The organism is Vibrio sp. 1180_3 (genome assembly GCF_029478545.1).
GTDB classification, from domain to species: domain Bacteria; phylum Pseudomonadota; class Gammaproteobacteria; order Enterobacterales; family Vibrionaceae; genus Vibrio; species Vibrio aestuarianus.
In genome coordinates, this window is sequence record NZ_SJFM01000003.1 from 1 (window position 1) to 19241 (window position 19241).

Below are 19241 nucleotides of genomic sequence, written 5' to 3' on the forward strand. Positions count from 1 at the left end.
CATCGTGGACTTGCCCACATTCATGGCTTGGGCTGCTTCAGTCACTGAGTAATTTTGGTCTAAGACTAGCTGCGCTGCTTCTAACTTAAATTCTGCGCTAAATAGTCGTCTTGTACGTTTTGTCATAATGTCACCTGTTAACTTATGAGGTGATGATATCACCTCTAACTAAGTGACCAAATTCACTATGCCACTACAAGTAGCTCTATTGGTGAAATCTGTGGTGCAACTTTTGGTGGTGGTACTCCATCGACTAACGATAAAAACTTCTGGCAAGGCGAAATACCTTGGATTCAATCCTCTGACATCAAAGACGGTTTTATTTGTTCTGTTACTGCAAAGAAGTACATCACTAAAGCAGCAGTAAACAAATCTGCGACTAAGTTGGTCTCCGGCAACTCCATCGCAATCGTTACGCGAGTTGGTGTAGGAAAGTTATCTTTGATGCGAGGCGAGTATGCAACAAGCCAAGATTTTTTGTCACTAAGCGACTTGAAGATTAATTCACAATATGCTGTTTACGTTATTTGGAAACAATTAAAAATTGAAAAGGAACAAGTTCAAGGAACTTCGATAAAAGGAATAACAAAGGATGAGTTGTTAGGAAAATTTATAAGCTACCCAGAATCGGAAGAAGAGCAAACCCAAATCGGCAACTACTTCCAAAAACTTGATACGCTGATCAACCAACATCAACAGCAGATCACCAAACTCAATAACATCAAGCAGGCTTGCTTGAACAAAATGTTTGTTTAAGGAATGACCATGACCATTTTTAAAACCGAAGCAAAATTTGAGCAGGCTTTTATTGAGGTTCTTATCCAAAAAGGATGGGAGCCTGAAATACTCAAAAACAAAACAGAGGCCGAGTTACTGCAAAACTGGGCAAACATTTTGTTTGAAAACAATCGTCAGCAAGATCGCTTAAACGATGTGCCACTGACTGTAACTGAAATGCAGCAGATTATCGAGCAGATCAAAGAGTTGAAAACACCGCTCAAACTCAACGGTTTAATTAATGGTAAAACGGTCGCGATTAAACGAGATAACCCTGATGACTCGCTGCACTATGGCAAAGAAGTCAGCTTAAAAATTTATGACCGCCAAGAGATCGCAGCGGGTCAAAGCCGTTACCAAATTGTGCAGCAACCCAAGTTCGAACGAGGTAGCCCGTTACGTAACGATCGTCGTGGTGATGTATTGTTGCTAATAAACGGTATGCCCGTTATTCATATTGAGTTAAAACGCAGCGGGGTTCCGGTCAGTCAAGCGGTCAACCAAATTGAAAAGTACTCTAAAGAAGGCATTTTTAGCGGACTCTTTTCGCTTATCCAAGTCTTTGTTGCCATGGAGCCTGATGAGGCTAAATACTTTGCTAACCCCGGACTAGATGGCAAGTTTAACCCTGACTATCAATTCAGTTGGGCCGATTATAATAACGAGCCTGTGAACCACTGGAAGGATATTGCCTCTACGTTGCTATCGATACCGATGGCACATCAGTTGATAGGTTTTTATACCGTCGCTGATGATACCGATGGGGTCCTTAAAGTCATGCGTAGCTATCAGTATTACGCTGCTAATGCGATATCGGATCGAGTCGCTAAAACCAACTGGAAGCAGTTAGGTGGTATAAACAATAAAGACAGACTGGGTGGTTATGTATGGCATACCACAGGCTCTGGTAAAACCATGACTAGCTTTAAGTCAGCACAGTTGATTGCTCAATCAAAAGACGCCGATAAAGTAATTTTCTTAATGGACCGTATCGAGCTTGGTACTCAGTCTCTACTTGAATATCAAGGATTTGCTAGTGATGGAGAAGTGGTACAAGCCACCGAGAATACTCATGTACTGGTGACCAAACTAAAGAGCACCGCTCCTGCTGATACCTTAATTGTTAGTTCGATTCAAAAAATGAGCAACATTTTTGAAGAAGCGGATGATGAGGGCGTAGCAACAAACTCGGCCGATATTGAAAAGATTCGTGATAAGCGCTTGGTGTTTATTATCGATGAGGCGCACCGCTCAACGATGAGTGGAGGTACAGAAGATAAAGAAGGCATGTTGGTAAGGGTGAAAAAAACATTCCCGAAAGCCCTCTTTTTTGGTTTTACTGGCACGCCTATCCATGAAGAAAACCAAGTTAATAGTAATACGACCACTGATGTATTTGGTAATGAGTTGCACCGCTATAGCATTGCTGATGGTATTCGTGATGGAAACGTATTGGGCTTTGACCCTTACAAAATGCCGACCTTTAAGGATGGCGAACTAAGAAAAGAGATTGCTTTACAGCAAGCTAAGGCCGACTCGGTTACTGATGCGATGGCAGAGCCTGCTAAAAAGAAAAAGTTTAATCACTTTATGAATGATGTGCCGATGGCGGGGTTTAAAGACGCCGCAGGCAAATATCATAAAGGCATTGAAGACTATATTCCTAAAAGCCAATACTTAACGAAGGCTCATCAAGACAAAGTCGTCGCTGACATTTTGGATAAATGGGATGTGCTGAGCCAAGGCAATAAATTTCACGCCATTTTAGCCACTAATAGTATCGCTGAAGCGATTGATTATTATCGCCGTTTAAAAGCAGAGAAACCTGAGCTAAAAATATCGGCCCTATTTGACCCTAACATTGAGAACGATGGTAGTGGTGACCGTGGCCCGACGTTTAAAGGTGATGGTCTACAAGAGGTTATGGCCGATTATAACGCTCGCTATGGCCTAGAGTTTGATTTTGCCCGCCATTCAGCTTTTAAAAAAGATATCGCAGCGCGGCTTGCTCATAAAGAGCAATACAAGAATATTCACAAAGAGCCTTCAAAGCAGCTGGACTTACTGATCGTGGTCGATCAAATGCTGACTGGCTTTGATTCCAAGTGGTTGAATACTTTGTACTTAGATAAAGTGATTAAGTATCAGAATATCATTCAGGCTTTCTCTCGTACTAATCGTTTGTTTGGTCCCGACAAACCTCACGGCATTATTCGTTATTATCGCTATCCACATACCATGGAACAGCACATTAATGATGCTGTCAAACTCTACTCCGGCGACAAACCTATTGGGCTGTTTGTTGATAGGTTGGCAAGTAACATTGAACTTATGAATGGGGTGTCAGCGGATATCTCTGAGCTGTTTGCAAGTGCTGGTATTGAAAATTTTGAAACACTGCCAGACGATGTAGAGCTCTGTGCTAAGTTTACCGAATTATTTAATACCTTTAACAAGCACCTAGAAGCTGCCAAAGTACAAGGTCTGAATTGGGAGCAGTCTACTTATACTGACTCGTTAGAAGGCGAAAATGGTGCTGAGCGTGAGGTCACTCTGGCTATCGATGAACTTACTTACATGAGTTTAGTTCAGCGTTATAAAGAGCTTGCTGGCAAAGGGGACGGCAAGGGAGAAGGGGCAGGTGGTGATGTTCCTTTTGATATCAGTGGTTATTTAACAGAAATAGACACGGGTAAAATCGATGCCGACTACATGAATAGTCGCTTTGATAAATATCTAAAAGAGCTTAATCAGCACCAAGATTCCACAAGTGTCGAAATAACTCTCAATGAGTTACATAAATCATTTGCGTCACTAAGCCAAAGTGAACAAAAGTATGCCAAGCTCTTTTTGCACGATTTGCAGCGTGGGGATGCACAGTTAATTGAAGGCCATACTTTTAGAGACTACATCAACGACTATCAAAATCAGAAGGAACAGTTGCGAATAGCCGCTATTGTTGAGGCTCTTGGTTTGGATAGCGATTTACTTCTCCAGTTGATGGGTGGGGATGTGAATGAGCAGAGCATTAACCGTTTTGGTCGCTTTGATACGCTGAAATCAACGGTCGATAGAACTAAGGCAAAAGTCTTCTTTGAGCGTCTTGAAGGCTCGGCGATCCCCCCGTTCAAACTGAACATGCGCATTGATAAGTACCTTCAAGAGTTTATCTTTGGGCAAGCGGAAGATCTTCTGGGCGATGTTCGGTTAGGTGATCTCGAAGGTATTAATAGTCAATAAGAAACTAATTAAAGAAGAGAAAGGCACTTAGCACTAGTATTGAGAACTATCGAAACATGAGCAGAATGTGAAAATTTGAAATGTTTTATAGCTTAAACACTTACTTCCAGTAACGAAGAGGCAGCCTTTGGCTGCCTCTTCTATATGCACGAGCCACAAGCACATCGTCGATGTACAATGCTCTAGGTCATTAGTAGGGTTGTGAGCATTGGGATCTAGTTGTCAGTGCCACATAAAGGTTAACCAACGGCCTTTAGATTTTTATAACCAGTTAAGGATAAATTACCGTAGCTGGCTTGCTCTATATGCTCACCCCACCAGTCCATAACTTTTCTTCGTCTTTCTAAATAATCTGTGCGGTTATAAGCTCTACGAACTTCATTCTTATCAACGTGCGCTAAACAGGCTTCAATTTCATCAGGGTCAAACCCTTGTTCATTTAGAGTGGTAGATGCTAACGCTCGTAGGCCATGAGAGACTAACTGATCTTTAAACCCCATACGTTTTAACGCCATATTAGCTGTTTGCGTATTAGAGTGCTTTAGAGGGTTTCTATGGCTAGGAAATAGGTATTGTCTATGCCCACTAATAGGACGCATTATTTCTAATAGCGCGAGCATTTGCCTTGATAAGGGAACTGAGTGAGGCTTCTTCATCTTCATTCGTTCTGCTGGAATGACCCATACGTTATTTTTTAGGTCGATATGTTCCCATTCTGCTGTGGCGGCTTCTACAGGCCTTGTCATGGTATGTAATTGCCATTCTAGTAAACATCTTGTTGTGAGCGTGATTCTCGCTTTGCTAATAGCGTTCATTAATTCTGGTAAACGATCTGGTGTAATTGTTGCCATATTCGTTTTATTAGGAGATGGGAATAATCGAGTTACATCAGTTAAGTAGTTAATGTCAATTTGTCCACTAGCAACAGCAAGGCGCATAACTTCATTTATGATACGACATAAACGTTTAACCGTTTCTAAGTTCCCTTTAGCGGCTACAGGCTCAAGAATCGATATGATTTGTTTCGGTCGAATGTCATCAATAGGAGTTTGTCCTAAAGATGGCAAGATATGTTTTTCTAATGCTCGATAGGAGTGTGCCGCAGTATCTGGCTTTACTTGTTGTTTTTTTAATTCAAACCATTTGTCCGCAAATATTGAGAAGGTTGACTCACTAGCTTCTTTTTGTTGTAGCTTTTGCTGATCTCTATGCGTTTTCGGATCGATTCCTTGAGCTAGTAATTCTCTTGCTTCATTTGCAGCTTTTCTTGCTAAGGCGAGAGTTAAGCTAGGATAGATACCTAAACTTAAATTAGCTCGTTTATTATTGATAGGACGAGAATAGTTTAGCAACCAAAGCTTAGAGCCATTTGGTTTTATTCTTAACTGTAAGCCATTCCCATCAGATAAAGCATAATCTTTATCCCTAGGCTTAGCATCTTTTACCTTTATTGCGGTCAGTGGAACCACTGTTCTAGCCATAAAAACGCCTTTTAGTAACAATGAAATGAGCAATTTTGTGCTGATGTTACTAATGATGTTACTAAAAAGGTTGGATTCTAACAAACGGCAAAAGATGCTATTGGACGCTAATTTTTGTAAGTTGTTGATTTTCTTTTTATTTAAACGTAAAAAAAGACGCCAGCGGACGTCTTTGATTATGAATTTGGTGGCCCCTCCCAGACTTGAACTGGGGACCAATCGATTATGAGTCGAGTGCTCTAACCACTGAGCTAAGGGGCCAAATTAGGTGAACGATTATAGGGGATGCATTTCGGAGTGTCTACCCGCAAAGTAGGGTAAATGCGCTTAGTTTTTATCCACTTAAACCATTTTATACAAAAAAGGTGAGCCCATGCTCACCTTTTGTATTCTAAATGCTCTGCTTACTCGTCTAAGAAGCTGCGCAGTGTTTCCGAGCGGCTTGGATGACGAAGTTTACGCAACGCTTTTGCTTCGATCTGACGGATACGTTCGCGTGTTACATCGAACTGTTTGCCCACCTCTTCAAGAGTGTGGTCAGTATTCATGTCAATACCAAAGCGCATACGCAGTACTTTTGCTTCACGAGGGGTTAAACCTGCAAGAACGTCGTGAGTTGCCGCTCTTAGACTTGTTGCTGTCGCTGAGTCAAGAGGCAGTTCAAGCGTTGTATCCTCAATAAAGTCACCTAGATGCGAATCTTCATCGTCACCAATTGGTGTCTCCATCGAGATTGGCTCTTTAGCGATCTTCAGTACTTTGCGAATTTTATCTTCAGGCATTTGCATGCGTTCTGCTAATTCTTCTGGCAGAGGCTCACGTCCCATTTCTTGCAGCATTTGACGTGAAATTCGATTCAGCTTGTTGATCGTTTCGATCATGTGAACTGGAATGCGAATGGTACGCGCTTGGTCTGCAATTGAACGAGTGATTGCCTGACGGATCCACCATGTCGCATAAGTTGAAAACTTGTAACCACGACGGTATTCAAATTTATCAACCGCTTTCATCAAGCCGATGTTACCTTCTTGAATAAGATCCAAGAACTGTAAACCACGGTTGGTGTATTTTTTCGCGATCGAAATAACCAGACGTAAGTTAGCTTCAACCATCTCTTTCTTCGCACGACGAGCTTTCGCTTCACCGATTGACATGCGACGGCTAATATCTTTAATGCTTTGAACCGTTAAAGAAGTTTCTTGTTCGATGATGCGCAATTTTTGGATTGAACGGCGAATATCTTCTTCATTTTGTTTAATTTTGTCGGCGTAAGGTTTGTCTGAAGCTAATACTTCATCAAACCATGCATCGCTCGACTCATTACCGGTAAATAGCGCAACAAACGATTTCTTCGGCATTTTGCCATATTCAACCGTATGCTTCATGATCAAGCGTTCTTGAGTACGCACACGTTCCATTGACTTACGTAGTTCATTGACTAAATAGTCAAATTGCTTTGGCGTTAAACGGAATTCACGGAAGATATCGAGCATTAGCTCTGTTGCTTGAGCGGCTTTTGCGCTATCGTTTCCGTGTTCGTTTTTCGCTAGCTGAAGATTTTGATAGGTGTTGCGTAGCTCAGTGAATTTTTCTAAAGCAAGTTCAGGATCAATACCTGTGTCTACTTCTTCCTCTTCACTATCATCTTTATCTTCGTCGTCTTCATCTTCGTCGTCATCTTCATCAGCAAGATCAGACTCAGCAAGTTCCGAACCGATATGCGTTGCTGTCGGTGCGCTGGTTCCGTCATCGTCTGGATCAACGAAACCAGAAATAAGATCCGTTAAGCGAAGTTCTTCAGCTTGAACTTTATCAAATTGTTCTAGGATGTATGGAATAGTGCCTGGATATTCAGCAACCGCACTTTGAACTTGGTTAATACCATCTTCAATGCGTTTTGCGATATCGATTTCACCTTCGCGAGTCAGCAGTTCTACGGTACCCATTTCACGCATGTACATGCGTACTGGGTCTGTAGTACGACCAATTTCGCTTTCTACACTGGATAATGCAGCTGCAGCAGCTTCTGCCGCATCTTCATCGGTGATTGCGTTGTCATCATTAAGAGCAAGATCATCAGCATCTGGGGCAGTTTCTACTACCTTGATACCCATGTCGTTGATCATCTGAATGATATCTTCTACCTGTTCAGAATCTACAATTTCTGCAGGTAGATGGTCATTTACTTCGGCGTAGGTCAGATAGCCTTGCTCTTTGCCTTTAATAACAAGTAGTTTTAGCTGTGACTGCGGATTTTGATCCATAGACGGTATCCAACTTCATATCTGGTGAAGGAATTAGTATGCGAAATGCAAACCACATATACTAACAAATTTATTCATTGCTGACTATTTAAACTGGGTTACGCTTTTAAATCTAGCATGAGTGCTAGCAGCTCCCGTCTTTCCTCGGTTGATAAACCGACGCTTCTTTCTTTGGCCTGCAGGTTTTCAATTTGTTTTTCGATGCACTGAGCAAGAATTTTGTCCAATGAATCTAAAAATAGTTCTTCTTGATTGTCTTCAACGAGAGGGATTTCCCAACTAGCAAGACGAGACAGAAGGGCCTCATGGTTACTATTACGCCAGTGCTCAAGCAGTTGGCCTGTTGTAATATTGGGGTACTCTTGACAATTCTCAAGTACTTCTATTAATAAACTTATCCCGGGTATGGGAAGGGTTTTGACACTTGAAAGGTCAGGTACCATATCAGCATAGCTTGGATTTTGAATAAGCAAAGCGATCACTTCACGCATTGGCGTTCGTTTTAGCTCTTTGTGTGGCTGTGGTCTAGTTTCTGCTCTTTTTTGACGTCGCTGTCTAAGGTGATTATCGAAGCCTGTGCGTTCATCAAGCAACTTCTCAAGTAACTCTTGAAAATAAGGGTCAGGGATCTTATTTATCAAGGCGCTAGCATGAGCACGAAGTGCTGATTTACCTTCGTTGTTACCTAAATTGAGTTTATGAATTTCGATTAGATTATCAAATAGATAGCTAGACAACGGTGTCGCTTGTTCAATTTGTTGTTCGAAAGCAGCTTTGCCATGTTTGCGAACATAGCTATCAGGGTCTTCACCATCAGGCAAAAATAGAAATTTGAGTGTATTGCCGGTTTTTAAATACTGAAGAGCATTTTCTAAGGCTCGCCACGCGGCTTCTCGACCAGCTCGGTCACCATCATAGCAGCACACTACAGTATTGGTTTGGCGGAATAATAGTTGGATGTGATCACCGGTGGTCGAAGTACCCAGTGAGGCTACTGAATAATCAACACCATACTGTGCGAGTGCTACCACATCCATATAACCTTCGACGACCAATATTTGAGGCGGTTCACGGTAGGCTTGCATGACTTCATATAAGCCATACAACTCTTTTCCTTTGTGGAAAATGGGCGTTTCAGGAGAGTTGAGATACTTAGGTGTTCCGTCACCTATTACTCGTCCACCAAAGCCAATTACACGCCCACGGCGGTCGCGGATGGGGAACATTACTCGGCCACGAAAGCGATCATAACGATTGCCTTTGTCGTTTTCGATCAGCATGCCGCCAGTCACAAGCATCTCTTGAGCATCACGCTGTTGGCCGAAGTTTTTACGAACCAAATCCCATTCATCAGCAATAAAGCCGATACCAAATTTCTGAACGATTTCTCCTGAGAGTCCTCGATCTTTCAAATAGTCGATAGCATGGCGGTTAGCTGCCACTTTAAGTTGATTGCGATAAAACTGCGCAATGCTGCCCATCAAATCATAAAGGGTACGTTTTTCTTCGCTATTGGCTTTGGGGGCCGATGAAAACCCACCGCCACTGCGTTGTTCTCGAGGCACATCAAGGCCAACAAACGAGGCGAGCTCTTCAATGGCATCAACGAATTCTAGGCGTTCATACTCCATCATGAAATCAATGGCATTACCATGCACACCACAACCAAAGCAGTGATAGAACTGCTTCTCTTGGCTTACACTAAATGAGGGCGTTTTTTCATTATGGAATGGGCAACATGCACCGTAGTTCTTGCCTTTTTTCTTAAGTTTCACACGTGCGTCTATGATGTCGACAATATCAAGTCGAGCGAGGAGATCATCAATAAAACTGCGAGGGATGTGTCCTGCCATAAAACCTAAAAGAAAAGACCAAAACGAATGATTAGATACAAACAAGCCGTGCGTTCCAGAGGATAGCACGGCTTGATGCAATTTGATGCGGGTATTTAAGCGAGTTTAGTTCGAACTAATCCGCTGACTTTACCCATATCTGCACGCCCTTGAATTTGCGGTTTCAAGACAGCCATTACTTTCCCCATGTCTTGCATGCCAACTGCGCCAGATTCTGTCATTGCATTGTCAATCAATGCAGAAACTTCATCATCGCTCAGTGGTTGAGGCATAAACGCCTCAAGGATAGTAATTTCTGCTTGCTCAGCATCTGCGAGATCTTGACGATTTGCAGCTTCATATTGAGCGACAGAGTCGCGACGTTGTTTAACCATTTTAACCAGCACGGCAAGAATATCGTCATCGTTCAGAGTTATCTGTTCGTCGACTTCACGCTGTTTAATTGCTGATAGGGCTAAACGAATAGTGCCAAGGCGTATTTTATCCTTGGCTTTCATCGCTAATTTTTGCTCTTCTTTGAGAATATCAATCAGAGCCATAACTCTTATTCCTTAGTGGAAAAGGGTTATTAGTACAGGCGAACGCGACGTGCGTTTTCGCGAGCTAGCTTCTTAGCGTGACGCTTTTGAGCTGCTGCTTTAGCGCGTTTGCGAACGGTAGTTGGTTTTTCATAGTGCTCACGACGACGCACTTCAGAAAGGATACCTGCTTTTTCGCAAGAGCGCTTGAAACGACGTAATGCAACATCGAACGGTTCGTTTTCACGTACTTTAACTATTGGCATATGCCTTTCACCTCAGGGGTTATTCGTTAATGCTGATATTTTGAGACCTAAACCACAAGATTTCTTGTCGGCTTGCCCTGTAATCAGCTTGATCAAAAATGGTGCGGAATTTTAATCCGATCGCAATGGCTTTGTAAAGCCTTTTGTCGATTATAGTCTGTACAAAATTTGTTTACGAAGCCAAGGCAAGGTAACATGGCGGCCATTTCCAATTGTTGATGAAAGCGTGCTGAGAAAAATATGCGCATTATTGGTATTGAAACCTCGTGTGACGAGACTGGCATCGCCATTTATGACGATGAGAAAGGGTTGCTTTCCCACAAGCTGTATAGCCAAGTAAAATTGCATGCTGATTACGGTGGTGTGGTGCCAGAGCTTGCTTCTCGCGACCATGTAAAGAAAACAATTCCGCTAATTAAAGCTGCGATGGCAGAAGCGAATTTGACACCCGCCGACATTGATGGCGTTGCTTATACCGCAGGCCCTGGTTTGGTCGGAGCTTTGTTAGTTGGCGCGACGATTGGCCGTAGTTTAGCGTATGCGTGGAATGTGCCGGCTGTGCCTGTCCATCATATGGAAGGGCATCTTTTAGCACCGATGTTGGAAGATAACCCGCCTCCATTTCCATTTGTTGCCGTTCTCGTTTCTGGTGGCCATTCAATGATGGTGGAAGTTAAGGGGATTGGGGAATACAAAATTCTTGGTGAGTCGATTGATGATGCGGCAGGCGAAGCGTTTGACAAAACCGCTAAATTAATGGGCCTTGATTACCCTGGTGGTCCACTGCTTGCTCGTTTGGCAGAAAAAGGCACCCCAGGCCGTTTTAAATTCCCACGTCCAATGACTGATCGCCCTGGTTTGGATATGAGTTTTTCTGGTCTTAAAACGTTTACGGCCAATACTATCGCGTCAAATGATAACGATGAGCAGACTCGAGCGGACATCGCTTATGCATTCCAAGAAGCTGTGTGCGAAACTTTGGTGATCAAATGTCGCCGCGCATTAGAGCAGACTGGCATGAAGCGTATTGTTATTGCCGGTGGTGTGAGTGCAAACAAACAGTTGCGTGAATCGTTAGCCGCGCTGGCTAATAAAATCGGTGGTGAGGTGTATTATCCTCGAACTGAGTTTTGTACCGATAACGGTGCAATGATTGCGTATGCTGGTATGCAGCGTCTGAAAAATGGTGAAGTGGTGGACTTAGCGGTACAAGCCACACCGCGTTGGCCGATTGATCAGCTAAAACCAATTGCTTAGTGTTTATACCCTTCAAGTGGTTTGGGTATAGTGCGCTTTAACTTCTTTATAACGGTTGCTTTATTAGCAGCCGTTTCTTTTATTTATCATTAAGTTAATTAGTAGGTTCTTAAATTCTGCTCAGAGCTGTTATTTGGCTTATCAATGATAAAGTCGCCAATTACGATATTAAATGGATAGTTCTCATGAAAACATTTGCCGTTGATGGCCAAAATATGTGTTACCTCGATAGTGGGGAAGGTGAGGTTCTTGTTTTTGGACATAGTTACTTGTGGGATAGCGCCATGTGGGCACCACAAGTTGAGATATTGAGCCAACATTATCGTTGTATTGTGCCTGAACTATGGGCACATGGTCAGTCTGATTTCGCGCCACAATCGATGACAACACTTAAAGATTATGCGCAGCATATCCTCGATCTTATGGATCACCTACACATAGAACAGTTTTCTGTTATTGGTTTATCTGTGGGTGGCATGTGGGGAGCTGAGTTGACAGCTTTAGCACCAGCGCGTGTTAAATCTTTGGTGATGATGGATACTTTTGTTGGCTTAGAACCAGAAGTGACCCACAAAAAATATTTTGCCATGCTGAATGCGATTAGCACCGCTCAGTCAGTTCCTGAACCTATCGCCGAGGTTGTCGTGCCGATGTTTTTTGCAAAAGAAGCTGCGACACAATCGCCTCAACTAATCGCCGCTTTTAAGCAGTATTTAATCGGTCTATCAGGTCAACAAGCAGTGGAAGTGGCACGTATTGGTAGAATGATCTTTGGTCGCCGTGACATGATTGAAGAGGTTGAGAAATTCGCATTACCTGTGTTGATTGCTGTCGGGGCTGAAGATATTCCACGACCAGTGCTTGAATCCTTTTTAATGAAGGATTGTATTACAGGTAGTCAATTGGAGATCATCCCGAGTGCCGGACATATTAGTAGTTTGGAACAGCCTGAATATGTAACGGATATTTTGCACAAGTTTTTAGCTAACGTTTATCAATAGCCGCTAAGCTCACTTCATCTTAGGTAAGGTCTCGAAAGAGGCCTTATTTTTATCGCACATTCACGATTCGAGCGATTTTTTCTCGCCGAATTTGGGTTCCGTACCCGTAAAAAGGCGTTTAATATTTTGGTGATGACGAAACACAATTAAACAGCACAGCATAGCTACGGGAAGTGTGTATTGTGGTTTTATCAACCAAGTATAAAAAGGGGCCAGTAGCACAGTGATTAAAGCGGCGAGAGATGAATAGCGAAATAGCAGTGCAACGACGATCCAAGTGAGCATGATGAGCCCGGTAAGGTCCAAACCAATTGGAGCAATGGCTCCTAACGCAGTCGCAACGCCTTTTCCTCCTTTGAAATGGAAGAAGATCGGGTACATATGACCAAGACAAGCTGTGATGGCAACTAGGCCTAATAGAATCGGATCAATGCCAAGATAGTAGCCAACCCAGACAGGAATGGTGCCTTTTAACATGTCAAAGAGCAAAACGGCAATCGCTGCTTTTTTCCCTCCAATACGCAACACATTAGTGGCACCTGGGTTGTTTGAGCCAACATCTCGTGGGTCTGATAGGCGTAAAACACGACAGATCAACACAGCACTAGAGATCGACCCTAATAAATAGGCGGAGATGATCATACTTAGTGCCAATGGAGTCATAAATGCCTCTGTGCTGTTAAGGGCCAAAACTAGGTTGCAAGTCCTTGTTAACCAAGATTAAAAGCAAAAAAATGGATCGGATTTCGCATCTTGACTCGGTTTGGGTATATGATATCGCGATTGACCGAAATAGTACGATTTTTTACTCAATTAGGGTATCCGACCTCTAGAGGGATAGACACAAAGCATGGATAAAGTATTTATTGAACAGTTAAGCGTGATCACCACCATTGGCGTGTATGACTGGGAACAAGAGATCAAACAAAAGCTTGTTTTGGATATTGAAATGGCGCACAACAACCGACCTGCTGGCAAAAGTGATGATGTCAATGATGCATTGGATTATTCACAAGTGAGTCAAGCGGTGATTGAGCATATTCAAAATGGACGCTTTTTATTAGTCGAGCGTGTTGCCGAGGAAGTGGCGGAGTTGATCATGCAGCGTTTTTCGGTTCCGTGGATCAAAATCCGCTTAACAAAACCAGGAGCGGTTGCGCAAGCAAGTGGTGTTGGTGTCGTCATTGAACGAGGTCATGCATGATCACCGCTTATGTTGGTGTCGGTTCTAACATTGACAGACACAAACACGTTGAAGCTGCGGTACGTGAATTGTCGCAAATCGGAGACAAGCTGCGTATATCCACCATCTATGAGTGCGCTTCGGTAGGTTTCAACAGCGGTGCATTTTATAATTTGGTAGTAGCACTGGATACCACACTGACATTAAGCGAGTTTGCTTTACAACTTCGAGATATTGAACATCGATGGGGACGAGATCTTCAAGCGAAGAAATTCCAAGATCGCACCTTAGATCTCGATATCATTTTGTTTGGCGAAGAAGTTTCAGTACAAGATCCAGAGCTACCACGCAGCGATATCTTTAAATATCCGTTTGTCATACAACCACTTTATGATTTATCACCGGAACTGATTATTCCCAATGATGATCGCAGTGTGCGTCAAATATGGCAACAATCGATCAATTTAGGATCTCTCAATTCCGTTGAGCCATGGTTCAACATTTAAATTAATAAGAGTCAGTAATGAGTTACTTAGAAGCGTTTTTTTTGGCTTTGATCCAAGGCTTAACCGAGTTTTTGCCTATTTCTAGTTCTGCCCATTTGATCTTACCTTCGGCTATTTTAGGTTGGGAAGATCAAGGTTTGGCGTTTGATGTGGCAGTACATGTCGGCACATTGGCTGCGGTTGTGATCTACTTTCGCCGTGAAGTAGTGACATTACTGCGCGCGTTTTTCTGCTCTATTTTTCAAGGAGAGCGTAGCAAAGAGTCAAAATTGGCGTGGATGATTGTTTTGGCGACTATCCCTGCTTGTATCTTCGGCTTCTTCATGAAAAATATCGTCGAGCTTTACCTTCGCAGTGCGTGGGTGATTGCCACAACGACAATTATTTTTGGTTTATTACTGTGGTATGTAGATAAAAACTCTCGATTATCAGATGACGAATATCAGGCAGATTGGAAGAAGTCGTTGTTTATTGGTTTGGCGCAGGCCATTGCTGTCATTCCTGGCACGTCTCGCTCTGGTGCCACCATCACTGCCGCGTTGTATTTAGGTTTTACCCGTGAAGCGGCGGCGCGTTTCTCATTTCTAATGTCAATCCCAATCATTGTATTAGCTGGTGGTTATTTAGGCCTAAAACTAGTCACTAGTGGTGAACCGATTCATTTTGGCTTCCTAATGACGGGCATTATTACTTCATTTATCAGTGCTTATATTTGTATTCACTTCTTCTTGAAGCTGATATCAAAAATGGGCATGACTCCATTTGTTATTTATCGCCTACTGTTGGGTGGTGGTTTATTTGCATTCCTAATGATGAGTTAACTACTTGCTTATGGTATAAATGCTCATCTTTTTATCGTGCTGTTGCAAGGTGTTCGTCGCCTAAACAGCACGTTTATCTTTTATAGTTATAGGTATTATGCGCATTTTTGCTGTGATATTAACTTTGTTGTTTGCCTTGCTACAATACGACTTGTGGTTGGGGAAAAATGGCATAGCAGATTTCCGGACAATTTTGGATGAAATTGAAGTTCAGCAGCAAGTTAATGAGAACTTACAACTGCGAAATTCAGAGATGTTTGCTGAGATTGATGATTTACGTCAAGGGCTTGATGCGATAGAAGAAAGAGCGCGTCATGAATTGGGTATGATCAAAGAAGGCGAAACCTTCTACCGATTAGTCGGTGAGGATGCGCTATAAATGCAACCTAATACTCTATCTATTACCGCAATAGTGCCAGCCGCTGGCGTTGGTAAGCGTATGCAAGCCGACCGCCCCAAGCAATATTTAACCTTGCATGGCAAAACCGTGCTTGAGCACACGGTTGAAAAATTACTCACTCACCCAGCGATTGAACGAGTAATCGTCGCTGTTAGCGAAGGCGACCCTTATTATCCAGAGCTTGCACTGGTTGATCATCCTAACGTTATACGGGTTAATGGTGGTCAAGAGCGAGCAGATTCGGTGCTTTCTGCATTGAAGTATGCCCAAGCTAATCCTCTCAGTGAGTGGGTGATGGTACATGATGCCGCTCGTCCTTGTATTACCTTAAATGATATTGATCAGTTGATTGCCACCTCAGTTTCACACCCAGTCGGTGGCATTTTAGCTACGCCTGTGCGTGATACCATGAAACGGGCTGATGCGCAGGACAATATTGACCACACAGTCGAGCGTGTGGCGTTATGGCATGCACTGACCCCACAAATGTTTAACGTTGAGCTGCTATGCGAGGCGTTGTCTGCTGCATTAGCAGAGCAAATAACGATTACTGATGAAGCCTCCGCTTTAGAATGGAAAGGCCTACGTCCAGCTTTGGTGCTTGGGCGAGCGGACAACATTAAAATTACCCAACCTGAAGATCTCGCCTTAGCTGAGTTTTATTTAGCTCGTCTTTAGCGATAAACACCTTAGTAAGGAACCACAATGATTAGAATTGGCCACGGTTTTGATGTGCATAAATTTGGTGGTGAAGGGCCAGTAATTATTGGCGGTGTTGCCGTTCCTTATGAGCAAGGTTTAATCGCTCATTCTGATGGTGATGTTGCACTGCATGCTTTGTGCGATGCACTATTAGGTGCGATTGCCGCTGGTGATATTGGTCGACATTTTCCGGATACAGATGATAAGTGGAAAGGCGCAGATAGCCGTGAACTATTAAAAGATGTATACCGCCGGGTGGTCGAACAAGGTTACCGTTTGGGGAATGCTGATATTACTATCATGGCTCAAGCGCCCAAAATGGCCCCTCATATTGAAGCCATGTGCGCTGCGATTGCGCATGATCTCAACACCGATTTACACAACGTCAATGTAAAAGCTACAACCACTGAACGTTTAGGGTTTACAGGACGCAAAGAAGGCATCGCTTGTGAAGCGGTTGTCTTACTTATGAAAGCATAATTGCTGCGTAGTCGTAGCCATTTTTATTATTACCGCCAACTCGCGTCAGCGATGGACAAAAACATGTCAGATATTCTATCTTCATTGGCTTACCTATGTGGTAAACCAGCCGCAAAAGCTAAGTTAAAAGCCAAACCAGAACACTTCAAGGTAATCGAAGACTTGGGGTTTGAATTTACTGGAAGTGGTGAGCACTTAATGGTGCATATTCGCAAGACAGGAGAAAATACCAGTTTTGTAGCGAATGAATTGGCGAAAGTCTGCGGCGTAAAGTCAAAAGATGTGAGTTGGGCTGGCCTAAAAGATCGCCATGCTGTAACGCAGCAATGGCTGAGTGTGCATTTACCCAAAGGCGAAACGCCAGATTTCACGGCTTTTCTTGCACAATATCCAAGCATTGAAATTCTTGAAACGACACGTCATAACAAAAAGTTACGACCTGGTGACTTGGTGGGCAACCATTTTGAAATCACACTTTCTGAAGTGACGGACACTGAAGAAGTGTTAAAGCGGTTAGAACACGTTGCTAAGTTAGGTGTGCCAAACTATTTTGGTAGTCAGCGTTTTGGTAATCATGGTAATAACTTGAGTGAGGCTCGTCGCTGGGGCAAGGAAAATGTCCGCTCGCGTAACCAAAATCAACGCAGTTTATATCTCTCTGCCGCGCGCTCTTGGATCTTCAACCAGATCGTTTCAGCACGTCTTGAACACAATATTTTTAACCAATTGATTGACGGTGATATTGCATTCACAGATGAACAGCAGACCGTTGTTACGGCAAGCACAGTTGATGAATTCAACCAACTTCTCGCAGCTGGCAAAGTTCAGATCAGCGCCGCATTAGCGGGGGATAATGCTCTACCAACGCAAAATGCAGCACTAGAGCTTGAACAGCGTTATGTTGATGCAGAGCCTGATCTAATGGCTTTAATTCGTAGTAACCGTATGCGTCATGAGCGCCGGGCGGTCATGTTGAAACCACAAAACCTGACTTGGCAAGCCGAGCAAGATACAGTAACACTATGTTTTGATCTTGATGCAGGCAGCTTTGCCACTTCAATTGTCCGCGAACTGGTGGAAGAGATCCCCGTTGAGCGTGAGTTCTAAGGAGAGAGCTCGATGAAGATTTTATTGAGCAATGATGATGGTGTGCATGCAGAAGGCATACACGCATTAGCGAAAATGTTGGCCGATTTAGCCGAAATAGTAATAGTCGCTCCTGATCGTAATCGTTCTGGAGCCTCTAATTCTTTAACGTTAGAACAGCCATTACGTGTTAATTACATTGCTCCAAATACTTATTCAGTACAGGGCACCCCAACAGATTGTGTGCACTTTGCTCTCAATGAGTTATTGAAAGATGACATGCCTGACTTGGTTTTAACGGGCATTAATCATGGGGCCAATCTTGGTGATGACGTTTTGTATTCAGGCACCGTTGCAGCTGCGATGGAAGGGCATTTCTTAGGCGTGCAATCCATCGCATTCTCTTTGGTGGGGAAAGCACATTTTAACACTGCAGCACAGATCGCTCGTCAATTAGTTGAGCAGCATTGTAGTGCGCCTATTCCAACTAATCGCTTACTTAATGTTAACGTCCCTGATGTTCCCTTTGAGCGTTTAGCGGGTATTCAGGTAACACGTTTAGGTGCTCGTCATCACGCAGAAAGTATGATTAAGCAGAAAGATCCGCGTGGACATGATATTTATTGGTTAGGGCCGCCAGGGAAAGAGCAAGACGCCGGTCAAGGAACCGATTTTTATGCCATTGAGCATGGTTTTGTTTCGTTGACACCGTTGCAGGTTGATCTCACTGCCCATGAGTCACTTGGTAGTATGGACAATTGGTTAAAGGAAAAAGCGTAATGGCTAACCCACATGCCGACAGATTAATTGAATTTCTGGTCGCGAATGGTATTCAAGACAACGACGTTTTGAGTGCCATTCATTATTTGCCGAGAGAAAGCTTCGTTTCTCAAGCAATGATGCATCAAGCCTATGACAATAATGCGTTACCAATAGGGCAAGGGCAGACAATCTCACAGCCCTACATTGTCGCTAAAATGACTGAACTTTTAGAGCTTGAACGAAGTAGTAAAGTTCTGGAAGTTGGCACTGGTTCTGGCTACCAAACAGCAGTTTTGGCTCAATTGGTTGATCACGTTTATTCCATCGAACGAATCAAATCATTGCAGTGGGATGCCAAGCGCCGATTGAAACAACTCGATATTTATAATATTTCGACTAAACATGGTGATGGTTGGCTAGGTTGGGAAGCAAAAGCGCCTTTTGATGCCATCATCGTCACTGCTGCGGCAGAGTCTGTTCCTCAAGCATTACTTGAACAATTAGCTGAAGGTGGACGCTTAGTCATTCCCGTAGGCGACAATGAGCAATATTTATTGAAGATTGTGCGTCAAGGTGACGCATTTGTCTCCACTACTATTGAGACTGTCCGTTTCGTCCCTTTAATTGCTGGTGATTTAGCGTAG

General features: G+C 43.2%; 20 protein-coding genes and 1 tRNA gene. 13 read left to right on the forward strand and 8 right to left on the reverse strand.

Annotated elements, in window-relative coordinates; genetic code table 11:
- Positions 1-126 (reverse strand): transposase (locus EYW48_RS02785; protein ID WP_141193184.1); only part of this gene is annotated, 126 nt, incomplete at its 3' end.
- Positions 127-207: 81 nt separating this feature from the next.
- Between EYW48_RS02785 and EYW48_RS02790 the strand changes: the two genes are divergently transcribed.
- Together EYW48_RS02790 and EYW48_RS02795 are read left to right on the forward strand one after the other, a co-directional pair.
- On the forward strand, positions 208-756 hold the full coding sequence (locus EYW48_RS02790) for a restriction endonuclease subunit S (protein ID WP_277431873.1): 549 nt from the start codon (positions 208-210) through the stop codon (positions 754-756).
- A 9-nt stretch (positions 757-765) separates the two neighbouring features.
- Positions 766-4017, forward strand: coding sequence for an HsdR family type I site-specific deoxyribonuclease (locus EYW48_RS02795; protein WP_277431836.1), 3252 nt, complete (start codon positions 766-768; stop codon positions 4015-4017).
- 239 nt (positions 4018-4256) lie between these two features.
- On the opposite strand, the gene EYW48_RS02800 is transcribed toward EYW48_RS02795, so the two are convergent.
- The 6 genes from EYW48_RS02800 to rpsU all read right to left on the reverse strand — a co-directional run bounded on the left by EYW48_RS02800 (position 4257) and on the right by rpsU (position 10399).
- Entirely contained in the window at positions 4257-5498 is a 1242-nt protein-coding gene (locus EYW48_RS02800; RefSeq protein WP_274676091.1) for an integrase domain-containing protein, read from the reverse strand.
- A gap of 185 nt (positions 5499-5683) precedes the next feature.
- Positions 5684-5759: transfer RNA gene (locus EYW48_RS02805), tRNA-Ile, on the reverse strand.
- Between the two features lie 143 nt (positions 5760-5902).
- Positions 5903-7762 (reverse strand): RNA polymerase sigma factor RpoD, encoded by a 1860-nt coding sequence (gene rpoD / locus EYW48_RS02810; RefSeq protein WP_172532060.1) that lies wholly within the window; start codon positions 7760-7762, stop codon positions 5903-5905.
- Positions 7763-7860: 98 nt separating this feature from the next.
- Positions 7861-9615, reverse strand: coding sequence for a DNA primase (dnaG, locus tag EYW48_RS02815; RefSeq protein WP_277431837.1), 1755 nt, complete (start codon positions 9613-9615; stop codon positions 7861-7863).
- A 95-nt stretch (positions 9616-9710) separates the two neighbouring features.
- A complete protein-coding gene (locus EYW48_RS02820; protein WP_053311377.1) occupies positions 9711-10154 on the reverse strand; it encodes a GatB/YqeY domain-containing protein in 444 nt (147 codons plus the stop codon).
- A gap of 29 nt (positions 10155-10183) precedes the next feature.
- Positions 10184-10399 carry a 30S ribosomal protein S21 gene (rpsU, locus tag EYW48_RS02825; RefSeq protein ID WP_004396009.1) on the reverse strand — a complete coding sequence of 72 codons (216 nt, stop codon included), beginning with the start codon at positions 10397-10399 and terminating at the stop codon, positions 10184-10186.
- Between the two features lie 240 nt (positions 10400-10639).
- Here rpsU and tsaD point away from each other — a divergent pair, with 240 nt between their 5' ends.
- Together tsaD and EYW48_RS02835 are read left to right on the forward strand one after the other, a co-directional pair.
- Entirely contained in the window at positions 10640-11656 is a 1017-nt protein-coding gene (tsaD, locus tag EYW48_RS02830; protein ID WP_053311376.1) for a tRNA (adenosine(37)-N6)-threonylcarbamoyltransferase complex transferase subunit TsaD, read from the forward strand.
- Between the two features lie 185 nt (positions 11657-11841).
- A complete protein-coding gene (locus EYW48_RS02835; protein WP_277431838.1) occupies positions 11842-12657 on the forward strand; it encodes an alpha/beta fold hydrolase in 816 nt (271 codons plus the stop codon).
- A 60-nt stretch (positions 12658-12717) separates the two neighbouring features.
- Here EYW48_RS02835 and plsY read toward each other — a convergent pair whose 3' ends face one another.
- On the reverse strand, positions 12718-13320 hold the full coding sequence (plsY, locus tag EYW48_RS02840; protein WP_277431839.1) for a glycerol-3-phosphate 1-O-acyltransferase PlsY: 603 nt from the start codon (positions 13318-13320) through the stop codon (positions 12718-12720).
- Between the two features lie 187 nt (positions 13321-13507).
- On the opposite strand from plsY, the gene folB reads away from it, so the two are divergent.
- The 9 genes from folB to EYW48_RS02885 all read left to right on the forward strand — a co-directional run bounded on the left by folB (position 13508) and on the right by EYW48_RS02885 (position 19241).
- On the forward strand, positions 13508-13861 hold the full coding sequence (gene folB / locus EYW48_RS02845) for a bifunctional dihydroneopterin aldolase/7,8-dihydroneopterin epimerase (RefSeq protein ID WP_053311373.1): 354 nt from the start codon (positions 13508-13510) through the stop codon (positions 13859-13861).
- Complete coding sequence (gene folK / locus EYW48_RS02850; protein ID WP_053311372.1) at positions 13858-14346, forward strand: 2-amino-4-hydroxy-6-hydroxymethyldihydropteridine diphosphokinase; 489 nt, start codon at positions 13858-13860, stop codon at positions 14344-14346. The genes folB and folK overlap by 4 nt, the downstream gene beginning before the upstream one ends.
- Before the next feature lie 17 nt (positions 14347-14363).
- Positions 14364-15167, forward strand: a complete 804-nt coding sequence (locus EYW48_RS02855; RefSeq protein ID WP_277431840.1) for an undecaprenyl-diphosphate phosphatase — start codon at positions 14364-14366, stop codon at positions 15165-15167.
- A gap of 97 nt (positions 15168-15264) precedes the next feature.
- Positions 15265-15546, forward strand: coding sequence for a cell division protein FtsB (ftsB, locus tag EYW48_RS02860; RefSeq protein ID WP_053311370.1), 282 nt, complete (start codon positions 15265-15267; stop codon positions 15544-15546).
- Positions 15547-16245 (forward strand): 2-C-methyl-D-erythritol 4-phosphate cytidylyltransferase, encoded by a 699-nt coding sequence (gene ispD, locus EYW48_RS02865; protein WP_176313011.1) that lies wholly within the window; start codon positions 15547-15549, stop codon positions 16243-16245.
- Positions 16246-16272: 27 nt separating this feature from the next.
- Complete coding sequence (gene ispF, locus EYW48_RS02870) at positions 16273-16749, forward strand: 2-C-methyl-D-erythritol 2,4-cyclodiphosphate synthase (RefSeq protein WP_277431841.1); 477 nt, start codon at positions 16273-16275, stop codon at positions 16747-16749.
- Between the two features lie 63 nt (positions 16750-16812).
- The gene (truD, locus tag EYW48_RS02875; protein WP_053311398.1) at positions 16813-17856 is read left to right on the forward strand and encodes a tRNA pseudouridine(13) synthase TruD; all 1044 of its coding nucleotides are present in this window, start codon (positions 16813-16815) and stop codon (positions 17854-17856) included.
- 12 nt (positions 17857-17868) lie between these two features.
- The gene (gene surE / locus EYW48_RS02880; protein WP_171981395.1) at positions 17869-18615 is read left to right on the forward strand and encodes a 5'/3'-nucleotidase SurE; all 747 of its coding nucleotides are present in this window, start codon (positions 17869-17871) and stop codon (positions 18613-18615) included.
- Positions 18615-19241 carry a protein-L-isoaspartate(D-aspartate) O-methyltransferase gene (locus EYW48_RS02885; protein ID WP_053311366.1) on the forward strand — a complete coding sequence of 209 codons (627 nt, stop codon included), beginning with the start codon at positions 18615-18617 and terminating at the stop codon, positions 19239-19241. Before surE ends, EYW48_RS02885 begins: the two co-directional genes overlap by 1 nt.

Bases quoted from the DNA above. Each gene is read 5' to 3' on its own strand.
- EYW48_RS02795 (WP_277431836.1), top strand. From the start codon at position 766: ATGACCATTTTTAAAACCGAAGCAAAATTTGAGCAGGCTTTTATTGAG.
- EYW48_RS02800 (WP_274676091.1), bottom strand. From the start codon at position 5,498: ATGGCTAGAACAGTGGTTCCACTGACCGCAATAAAGGTAAAAGATGCT.
- rpoD (WP_172532060.1), bottom strand. From the start codon at position 7,762: ATGGATCAAAATCCGCAGTCACAGCTAAAACTACTTGTTATTAAAGGC.
- dnaG (WP_277431837.1), bottom strand. From the start codon at position 9,615: ATGGCAGGACACATCCCTCGCAGTTTTATTGATGATCTCCTCGCTCGA.
- EYW48_RS02820 (WP_053311377.1), bottom strand. From the start codon at position 10,154: ATGGCTCTGATTGATATTCTCAAAGAAGAGCAAAAATTAGCGATGAAA.
- rpsU (WP_004396009.1), bottom strand. From the start codon at position 10,399: ATGCCAATAGTTAAAGTACGTGAAAACGAACCGTTCGATGTTGCATTA.
- tsaD (WP_053311376.1), top strand. From the start codon at position 10,640: ATGCGCATTATTGGTATTGAAACCTCGTGTGACGAGACTGGCATCGCC.
- EYW48_RS02835 (WP_277431838.1), top strand. From the start codon at position 11,842: ATGAAAACATTTGCCGTTGATGGCCAAAATATGTGTTACCTCGATAGT.
- plsY (WP_277431839.1), bottom strand. From the start codon at position 13,320: ATGACTCCATTGGCACTAAGTATGATCATCTCCGCCTATTTATTAGGG.
- folB (WP_053311373.1), top strand. From the start codon at position 13,508: ATGGATAAAGTATTTATTGAACAGTTAAGCGTGATCACCACCATTGGC.
- folK (WP_053311372.1), top strand. From the start codon at position 13,858: ATGATCACCGCTTATGTTGGTGTCGGTTCTAACATTGACAGACACAAA.
- EYW48_RS02855 (WP_277431840.1), top strand. From the start codon at position 14,364: ATGAGTTACTTAGAAGCGTTTTTTTTGGCTTTGATCCAAGGCTTAACC.
- ftsB (WP_053311370.1), top strand. From the start codon at position 15,265: ATGCGCATTTTTGCTGTGATATTAACTTTGTTGTTTGCCTTGCTACAA.
- ispD (WP_176313011.1), top strand. From the start codon at position 15,547: ATGCAACCTAATACTCTATCTATTACCGCAATAGTGCCAGCCGCTGGC.
- ispF (WP_277431841.1), top strand. From the start codon at position 16,273: ATGATTAGAATTGGCCACGGTTTTGATGTGCATAAATTTGGTGGTGAA.
- truD (WP_053311398.1), top strand. From the start codon at position 16,813: ATGTCAGATATTCTATCTTCATTGGCTTACCTATGTGGTAAACCAGCC.
- surE (WP_171981395.1), top strand. From the start codon at position 17,869: ATGAAGATTTTATTGAGCAATGATGATGGTGTGCATGCAGAAGGCATA.
- EYW48_RS02885 (WP_053311366.1), top strand. From the start codon at position 18,615: ATGGCTAACCCACATGCCGACAGATTAATTGAATTTCTGGTCGCGAAT.